Annotated in this window: 10 protein-coding genes; 3 read left to right on the forward strand and 7 right to left on the reverse strand. The window is 75.5% G+C overall.

From position 1 onward, the window contains the following. Nucleotides 1-39: 39 nt before the first annotated feature. The 7 genes from ACI78Q_RS20775 to ACI78Q_RS20805 are packed head-to-tail and all read right to left on the reverse strand — an operon-like array spanning nt 40 to nt 5,003. Nucleotides 40-825: a carbon-nitrogen family hydrolase gene (locus tag ACI78Q_RS20775; RefSeq protein ID WP_456925354.1), complete on the reverse strand. Its 786-nt coding sequence runs from the start codon at nt 823-825 to the stop codon at nt 40-42. Continuing rightward, nucleotides 822-2,012 (reverse strand): pyridoxal phosphate-dependent aminotransferase, encoded by a 1,191-nt coding sequence (locus ACI78Q_RS20780; protein ID WP_456925355.1) that lies wholly within the window; start codon nt 2,010-2,012, stop codon nt 822-824. The genes ACI78Q_RS20775 and ACI78Q_RS20780 overlap by 4 nt, the downstream gene beginning before the upstream one ends. A 24-nt stretch (nt 2,013-2,036) precedes the next feature. Next, on the reverse strand, nt 2,037-2,261 hold the full coding sequence (locus ACI78Q_RS20785) for an RNA-binding S4 domain-containing protein (protein ID WP_456925356.1): 225 nt from the start codon (nt 2,259-2,261) through the stop codon (nt 2,037-2,039). Then, entirely contained in the window at nt 2,258-2,971 is a 714-nt protein-coding gene (locus ACI78Q_RS20790) for an MOSC domain-containing protein (RefSeq protein ID WP_456925357.1), read from the reverse strand. The genes ACI78Q_RS20785 and ACI78Q_RS20790 overlap by 4 nt, the downstream gene beginning before the upstream one ends. Before the next feature lies 1 nt (nt 2,972). Continuing rightward, a complete protein-coding gene (locus ACI78Q_RS20795) occupies nt 2,973-3,884 on the reverse strand; it encodes an aldose 1-epimerase family protein (protein WP_456925358.1) in 912 nt (303 codons plus the stop codon). Nucleotides 3,885-3,939: 55 nt separating this feature from the next. Further along, nucleotides 3,940-4,398, reverse strand: coding sequence for a GNAT family N-acetyltransferase (locus ACI78Q_RS20800; protein ID WP_456925359.1), 459 nt, complete (start codon nt 4,396-4,398; stop codon nt 3,940-3,942). An 11-nt stretch (nt 4,399-4,409) separates the two neighbouring features. Beyond that, nucleotides 4,410-5,003 carry a TetR/AcrR family transcriptional regulator gene (locus ACI78Q_RS20805; protein ID WP_456925360.1) on the reverse strand — a complete coding sequence of 198 codons (594 nt, stop codon included), beginning with the start codon at nt 5,001-5,003 and terminating at the stop codon, nt 4,410-4,412. An 85-nt stretch (nt 5,004-5,088) separates the two neighbouring features. Between ACI78Q_RS20805 and ACI78Q_RS20810 the strand changes: the two genes are divergently transcribed. From ACI78Q_RS20810 to ACI78Q_RS20820, 3 genes are all read left to right on the forward strand, one after another. Next, entirely contained in the window at nt 5,089-6,252 is a 1,164-nt protein-coding gene (locus ACI78Q_RS20810) for an acyl-CoA dehydrogenase family protein (protein WP_456925361.1), read from the forward strand. Nucleotides 6,253-6,376: 124 nt separating this feature from the next. Then, nucleotides 6,377-6,856, forward strand: a complete 480-nt coding sequence (locus tag ACI78Q_RS20815; protein WP_456925362.1) for a pyridoxamine 5'-phosphate oxidase family protein — start codon at nt 6,377-6,379, stop codon at nt 6,854-6,856. A gap of 90 nt (nt 6,857-6,946) precedes the next feature. After that, nucleotides 6,947-7,417: a DUF1707 SHOCT-like domain-containing protein gene (locus ACI78Q_RS20820; RefSeq protein WP_456925363.1), complete on the forward strand. Its 471-nt coding sequence runs from the start codon at nt 6,947-6,949 to the stop codon at nt 7,415-7,417. Nucleotides 7,418-7,595: the final 178 nt, after the last annotated feature.

Below are 7,595 nucleotides of genomic sequence, written 5' to 3' on the forward strand. Positions count from 1 at the left end.
GAGGCTGGGGGCGCAGGTCCCCTGCACCCCAGCCTCCGCTCAGGAGCGGCGGTCGGGGAGGAAGCGGAGCTGCTCGCGGGTGGCGGCCACCTCGGCGGGGTCGACGTCGGCCAGCACGACCGTCTCGGCCCCGGCGGCCGTGGCCAGCAGCTCCCCCATCGGGCTGACCACCATGCTGTCGCCGGCGTGCTCGGTGCCGTCGCCGGCGACGCCCACCCGGTTGCAGCCCACCACGTAGGCCTGGTTCTCGATCGCCCGCGCCCGCAGCAGGGTCTGCCAGTGGTGCCGGCGGCGGGCCGGCCAGTTCGCCGTCACCAGGTAGACGTCGGTGTCCAGGGCGGCGGTCCAGAAGACGTCGGCGAAGCGCAGGTCGTAGCAGATGAACGGGGTGACCCGCAGGCCGCCGATCTCCACCGTCAGCGGCTTCTCGCCGGCACGGAAGCGCTCGTGCTCGCCCCCGTGGGTGAACGGGTGCAGCTTGCGGTAGCGGTGCACCGTGCCGTCGGGCCCGGCGATCACCAGCGAGTTGTAGGGCAGCGCCGCGGTTCCCCCGCCCACACCGCCCACGTCCGGCGCGACCTCCGGGCAGCTGCCGGCCACCCACACCCCGTGCCGCCCGGCCTGCTCGGCGAGCCACTGCGACGACGGGCCCCCCTCCGGCTCGCCGATGCCCGGCGTCATGGTGAAGCCGGTCGAGAACGTCTCGCTGAGCAGAACGAACTCCGCGCCCGCGCCGACCGCGCGGGCCACCTGCGGGGCCAGCCGCGCGAAGTTCGCCGTCCGGTCCTCCCAGACGATGTCGTGCTGTACCGCTGCGATCCTCACGCCCTCATCCTCCCCAGCCGCTCCACCGCCTCGCCGAGCACGGCGTCGCCCTTGCAGAAGGCGAAGCGCACGAGGTGGCGGCCCAGGTGCGCGTGCGCCGGGTCGTAGAAGACCACGGTCGGGATGGCGACGACACCCGCCCGCTCCGGGAGCGCCCGGCAGAAGGCCACGCCGTCCCCGTCGGGCTGCACCGGCCGGACGTCGACCGTCGCGAAGTACGTCGCCTCCGGGCTGACCACCGGCAGCCCGGCCTCGGCCAGGCCCTGCACAAGCACGTCGCGGCGGTACTCGAGGTCGGTGGCGATGCCGTCGAAGTACTCGTCGGGAAGTCCCAGCCCGGCCGCGACCGCCGGCTGGAACGGACCGGCGTTGACGTAGGTGAGGAACTGCTTGGCGGTCCGGACGGCGGACACCAGCGGCGCCGGCCCGCAGATCCAGCCGACCTTCCAGCCGGTGACGTTGAACGTCTTGCCGGCACTGCTGACCACGACGGTGCGCTCGCGCATGCCGGGGAAGGTCGCCAGCGAGGCGTGCTGGTTGCCGGAGAACACCAGGTGCTCGTAGACCTCGTCGGTGAGCACCAGCAGTTCGTGCTCCATCGCCAGCGCCGCCAGCGTGCCGAGCTCCGCGCGGGTGAAGACCTTGCCGGTCGGGTTGTGCGGGGTGTTGAGCAGCAGCAGCCGCGCCCGCGGGGTGACCGCGGCGCGCAGCTCGGCGGCGTCGAAGGTCCAGGCCCCGGTGCCGGACGCCGGGGGCCGCAGCGGCACCGGCCGCGCCACGCCCCCGGCCATCGCGATCCCCGCGGCGTAGCAGTCGTACATCGGCTCGAACAGCACGACCTCGTCGCCGGGCTCCAGCAGGGCCAGCAGCGCGGCCGACAGCGCCTCGGTCGCCCCCGCCGTCACCAGCACCTCGTCGGCCGGGTCGTAGGCGTGCCCGCCGAAGCGCTCCACGTGGTCGGCGATCGCCGCCCGCAGCTCGGGGATGCCCGGCCCGGGCGGGTACTGGTCGTGCGGGGTGCCGATGGCGGCCCGGGCGACGTCGAGCACCTCCGGCGGGCCCGGGTAGTCGGGGAAGCCCTGCCCCAGGTTGATCGCCCCCGTGGCGACGGCGAGCGCACTCATCTCGGCGAAGACCGTCGTCCCGAAGCCCTGCAGCCGGGCCGACAGGTACGGCACGCGCGTCATGCGGCACAGCGTTCCACGTGGAACTCAGCCGATGCGCACGTCCTCCATGCCCTCGACCTGCACCACGTCACCGCGGCGGACCTGGCGGCCGCGGCGCTCCTCGGGCTCCCCGTTGACGCGCACCACGCCGGTGAGCAGGACGTCCTTCACCTGGGCGCCGGTCGGGACGGCGTCCACCAGCTTGAGCAGCTGCCCCAGGCGGATCGACTCCTCGCCCGGACGCAGTTCCACGGTGCGCACGGACCTCATGGTCGCAGCTCGTCGCCCACGGCCACGGCCCCCGGCCGCGCCACCAGCGCCCCGATCGCCAGCGTGCCGCCGCGCTCGCGGTGCACGGTCTTGAGCACCCCGGTGTCCCGGCCGATCCCGCCCGGCTGCGGCCGGGTGACCATCACGCAGCGCGGGATCCGGTCGACGACGTCCAGCTCGGCCCCGCCGAGCCGCACCCGCCGGCCGACCAGCGCGTCCTCGCCCGCGCCGTCCAGCAGGACGTTCGCGCGGAACCGCCGCCGGTCCCAGGTGCCGAGCGTGCCGGTGGACACCAGCGAGACGCGGGCCCGGGAGCTGTCGTGGAAGGCCCCGCGGGCGCCGGTGAAGGCGTCCCAGCCGTCCTCGTCGTCGTCCACGACCTCGAACGGGTTCTCGTACTGCCGGTCGCCGGACGCGTCCGCCGCGGCCCGCAGCGTCACCGCGCGGCCCAGCCACCTCGACAGGACGGCGTCCTCGGCGGTGACCGCGCCGTCGGGCAGCACCACCTCCACCCGCCCGTCGGGGCGCACCCGGGCCGCGGCGAACAACAGGTCGGGAACCCGGCGCGCGGTCAGCCCGAGGCCGCTGTCGACGTCGAACAGCGCCCACTGCCGGTCGCCGGCCAGCCCCTCCGGGCCGACGTCGGCGCCGGCCAGCCGCTCCCCCTGCAGCGACTTCACCGGGTACCGCCACAGCTCCGCGACGCGCACGTCAGGCCTCCCAGCGCAGGGTCCAGGTGCCGGCCCAGTCCGCGCCCGGCTCCAGGACGACGAGGTCGACGCCGTCGGCCAGGGCGTTGGGCGGGCACGTCATCGGCTCCACGGCGACGCTGCGCCGCCGCTGCCCCTCGGGCAGCGTGTCGCCGGTGTAGACCTGCAGCCACGGCCAGGAGCGGTCGACGGCGAGCTCCAGCGTGCCGGCCGGCCCGGTCAGCCGGACCCGCGCCCAGCCGTCGGCGTCCCGCTCCAGGTCGGTGAGCGGGGTGTCGATCGCACGGTCGCCGATCCGGCCCACCGCCCCCTCGAAGGCCGTCCGCCCCCCGGTGGGCAGGCCGTCGTCGGTGACCAGCGCCGTCCGGGCCGGCACGGTGAGGTCCGCGTCGGCGATCCCGCCGTCCTCGGTGGCGCCGACCGCGAGGTAGGGGTGCATGCCGACGCCGAGGGGCGCCGGCTCGGCGGAGGCGTTGTGCGCCCGGACCGTGACCGTCAGGCCGTCGGCCCGCACCGAGTAGTCGACGGCGACGGCGAGCCGGAACGGGTAGCCCGGCCGCGGCTCCAGCACGGTCCCCACGGTGACGGCGTCGGGGAGGCGGGACAGCACCGCGAACGGCTGCCACGACAGCAGCCCGTGTACGGCGTTCGGCTTCTCCCGCGCCGAGACGTCGAGCTGCAGCTCCCGCCCGGCCCAGTTCCAGCGGCCCTCGCGCAGCCGGTTCGGCCAGGGCAGCAGCAGCCCGCCCCGCCGTCCGGATGGCACCGTGCCGGCCGGGTAGCCGTCGAGGACCTCGCGGCCGCCGACGGTCAGCGCGCGCAGCCCCCCGCCGCGCAGGTCGACCACCAGCCGCGCGGCGCCCGCCTCGACTTCCACCTCGGCCGGGGCGATCGCCGGCCACGTCTGACTCATGGGGCCACCCCACCACATCCGCACCCCGAGCGAGGACGCGCGACCCCGGCCAGGGTCAGACCAGGACGCGCTCGTAGAACAGTGAGCCGGCCGCGTCGACGGCGTCCACGTAGGCGCCGAACGCCGCGATCGGCCGGTAGCCGGCCCCCTCGTACAGCGCGACCGCCTCCGGCTGGCGGGGCCCGGTCTCCAGCCGCAGCGTGGTCCAGCCCCGCTCCCGCGCCTCGGCCTCCAGACCCGCGAGCACCGCCTTGGACAGCCCCCGCCCGCGCGCGGCGGGGACGACGTACATCCGCTTGACCTCGGCGACGCCGTCCCCCAGCGCGCGCAGCGCCCCGCACGCCACCGGCGCGCCCTCGCCGTCCCGGGCGAGCAGCACCACGCTGACGTCGGCGGCGGACGGCGGCGTCCCGGGCTCACCGGCGCCGTCGTACCGCGCCCGGAGCTCGCCCTGCTGGGCGGCGGCCAGCCGCTGCACGTCCTCGTCGTCCCACGCCGCCGCCCCGATCCGCACACCCGTGATCCTCACAGGCTGATGCCGTGCAGCAGCAGGGCGGCCAGCTCCCGGTAGGCCGCGGCGTCGTCCAGCCCGGTCGCGCGGGCGGTGTCGCCGCGGCCGATGCGGAAGACCAGGGTGGAGACGGTGTCGGCGACCAGCGCCGGGTGCACCTCGCGGAACCGGCCCCGGGCGACGCCCTCGGCGATCAGCTCCCGCACCCGCTCCGCCGCCCGCGCGGTGTTCTGCTCGTAGACCGCCCGGCCGGGGGCGAAGCCGTCCAGGTCGCGGTAGAAGGCGGGGCCGGCCGGGGCCAGGGCGCGGGCCACGGCGGTGAGGTAGGCGGTGACCCGCAGGGCGGGGTCCTCCTCGGTCGCCGTCCCGGCCTCGACCGCGGCCGTGGCCTTGCGGAAGAAGTGCCGGATCACCCGGGAGGCCAGCTGCTCCTTGCTCCCGGCCAGCGCGTAGAGGGTGCTCTTGGAGCAGTGCAGCCGGAGCGCGAGGTCCTCGAGGGTGAACCCCGCGAAGCCCTCCGCGAGGAACAGCTCCTCGAGCTGGTCGAGCAGCTCGGCCTGCCGGCGGGTCAGCCGGCCGGACGGCGCGCCCGCGATCTCCGCCGCCATGACACCTCCCGGCCAGCCAGCATCCACCTGGACGGGAAACAGTACTGTCGTACCAATCTCAGTACTGTTCCGACGAGGAGATGCCGTGCCGGTCGAGCGTGAACTGCCCACCGAGGAGGCCGCCGACCTCCTCGCCCTCACCCGCGAGATCGCCGACGCCGAGCTGGCGCCCGAGGCGGCGCGGTACGAGCGCGAGGAGCGGTTCCCGCGCGAGGTGTTCCGGCTGCTCGGCGACGCCGGCCTGCTCGGACTGCCGTTCGGGGAGGACGTCGGCGGCGGCGGGCAGCCCTACGAGGTCTACCTCCAGGTGGTGGAGGAGCTCGCCGCACGCTGGGCCAGCGTCGCCCTCGGCGTCAGCGTGCACACCCTCTCCTGCTTCCCGATCGACCGCTTCGGCACCGAGGCCCAGCGCCGCGACCTGCTGCCGGAGATGGTCGGCGGGGAGCTGCTCGGCGCCTACTGCCTGTCCGAGGCGCACGCCGGGTCCGACCCCGGCGCCATGCGGGCCGCCGCCACCACCACAGACGACGGGTGGGTGGCCCGCGGGGAGAAGGCCTGGGTCACCCACGGCGGGCACGCGGACTTCTACTCGACCTTCCTCCGGACGCCGGACGACGGGGACCGCGGCATCTCCTGCTTCCACCTCACCCCCGACCTCGCCGGGTTCTCCGCCGCCCGGCCCGAGGAGAAGATGGGCCTGACCGGGTCGACGACGGCCGCGATCCGGCTGGACGACGTCCCGATCCCGGCCGACCGGCTGGTCGGTGGGCGCGGGCGGGGCCTGGGCATCGCCCTCGCCGCGCTCGACTCCGGTCGCCTGGGCGTCAGCGCGGTGGCGGTCGGGCTGGCCCAGTCCGCCCTCGACGTCGCCGTCGGCTACGCCCTCGAGCGCGAGGCCTTCGGCCGGCGGATCGTCGACCACCAGGGCGTGGCGTTCCTCCTGGCCGACATGGCCGCCGCCGTCGAGTCGGCCCGCGCCACCTACCTGGTCGCGGCCCGGCGGAAGGACGCCGGCAGGCCCTACGCCCGCCAGGCCAGCATCGCCAAGCTGGTCGCCACCGACGCGGCCATGAAGGTCACCACCGACGCCGTGCAGGTGCTCGGGGGTGCCGGGTACACCCGCGACTTCCCCGTGGAGCGCTACATGCGCGAGGCGAAGGTCATGCAGATCTTCGAGGGCACCAACCAGATCCAGCGCATGGTCATCGGCCGGCACCTGGCCGCGGAGGCGGCGCCGCCGGCCGGCTGACGCGCGCACCCCTCCCCGGCGGGATCGGCGATCTCGTACGGCCGGCCCCCTCCTACCGTGCGAGATCGGCGATCTCGCGTCCGCGGCGCCCCGATCGTCGGTGACCGGGTGCACCATCCCGCGCATGGCCTCGTTCGCGGACGTGGAAGCGGCCGAACCGGAGTTCGCCGCACGGGTGCGCGCGGTCTTCGACGCGCACCGGCACAAGGTCCTCGCCACGCTGCGGTCCGACGGCGCGCCGCGGGTGAGCGGCATCGAGATGCAGTTCGTCCTGGGCGAGCCGTGGCTGGCCGGCATGCCGCAGTCGGTGAAGTTCGCCGACCTGCGCCGCGACCCGCGCTTCGCCCTGCACAGCGGCAGCGACGAGCCGGACACCTTCACCGCCGACGCGAAGCTGTCCGGCCGGGCGACCGAGGTGACCGACGCCGGCGAGTGGGACCGGTACGCCGCCGCGGCCGGGGTGCCCGACGGCCTGGGCGCCTTCGACCTGTTCCGCGTCGACCTCGAGCAGGTGGTGCTCACCGCACTCAACGACGAGAAGACGGCGCTGGTCATCTCCTCGTGGCGGCCCGGCCGCGGGCTCACCCGCACCGAGCGGACCTGACGCGTTCCACGTGGAACGGGTGACGGACGTCAGTGGACCCGGCGGCGGGCCGCGGACGAGACTGGAGCCCCGAGAACAGGAAGGCCCCTGATGCCCGACCCGAACCTGCGTGCCGCCGACGCCGACCGCGCGGCTGTCGCCGCCCAGCTGGGCGAGCACATGGCCGCCGGCCGGCTCCGGGTGGACGAGTACGACGACCGGCTGGCCCGCGCGTACGCCGCCCGCACCTACGGCGAGCTGGCCGAGCTCACGGCCGACCTGCCGGCGCCGGTCGCGCGCCGCACCGAGCCGGCCGCGGCCGCCCGCGGTGGGCACGGCATCAGCCACGCCGGCTCGTGGGGCGGCTGGTCCGGCGGGCCGTCGAAGGCCGCGGCCTGGCGCAACTGGCTGGCGACCGCCGTCATCGTGCTCACCGTCTGGCTGGCCACCTCGATCGGCTCCGGCGAGCTGCTCTACCCGTGGCCGATCTGGGTCATCGGCCCGTGGGGTGCGGTCCTGCTCGCGCAGACGATCACCAGCAACCGCCGGGACGACGGGGACGACCGCCGCCGCCTCACCTGAGCACCGCCCGCCAGGGCCGCGGCCCGACCGGCCGGTGGTCGTCGCCGGCGGCTAGGTGTACTGCCCATGAGCGTTGTTGACGGCGCCGAGGCCTGATCCAACGAGGAGACCTCCGAGCGAAGGTGTGGGTGCTGACGCCACGCCCGAATGCTCGGAGGTCTCGTGTCCCACGCTAACG

The sequence above is a fragment of the Geodermatophilus sp. SYSU D00705 genome, from assembly GCF_054050135.1.

Excerpts from the sequence above, each read along its gene's own strand:
- ACI78Q_RS20805 (WP_456925360.1), bottom strand. The coding sequence starts at position 5,003 with ATGGCGGCGGAGATCGCGGGCGCGCCGTCCGGCCGGCTGACCCGCCGG.
- ACI78Q_RS20795 (WP_456925358.1), bottom strand. The coding sequence starts at position 3,884 with ATGAGTCAGACGTGGCCGGCGATCGCCCCGGCCGAGGTGGAAGTCGAG.
- ACI78Q_RS20780 (WP_456925355.1), bottom strand. The coding sequence starts at position 2,012 with ATGACGCGCGTGCCGTACCTGTCGGCCCGGCTGCAGGGCTTCGGGACG.
- ACI78Q_RS20820 (WP_456925363.1), top strand. The coding sequence starts at position 6,947 with ATGCCCGACCCGAACCTGCGTGCCGCCGACGCCGACCGCGCGGCTGTC.
- ACI78Q_RS20815 (WP_456925362.1), top strand. The coding sequence starts at position 6,377 with ATGGCCTCGTTCGCGGACGTGGAAGCGGCCGAACCGGAGTTCGCCGCA.
- ACI78Q_RS20785 (WP_456925356.1), bottom strand. The coding sequence starts at position 2,261 with ATGAGGTCCGTGCGCACCGTGGAACTGCGTCCGGGCGAGGAGTCGATC.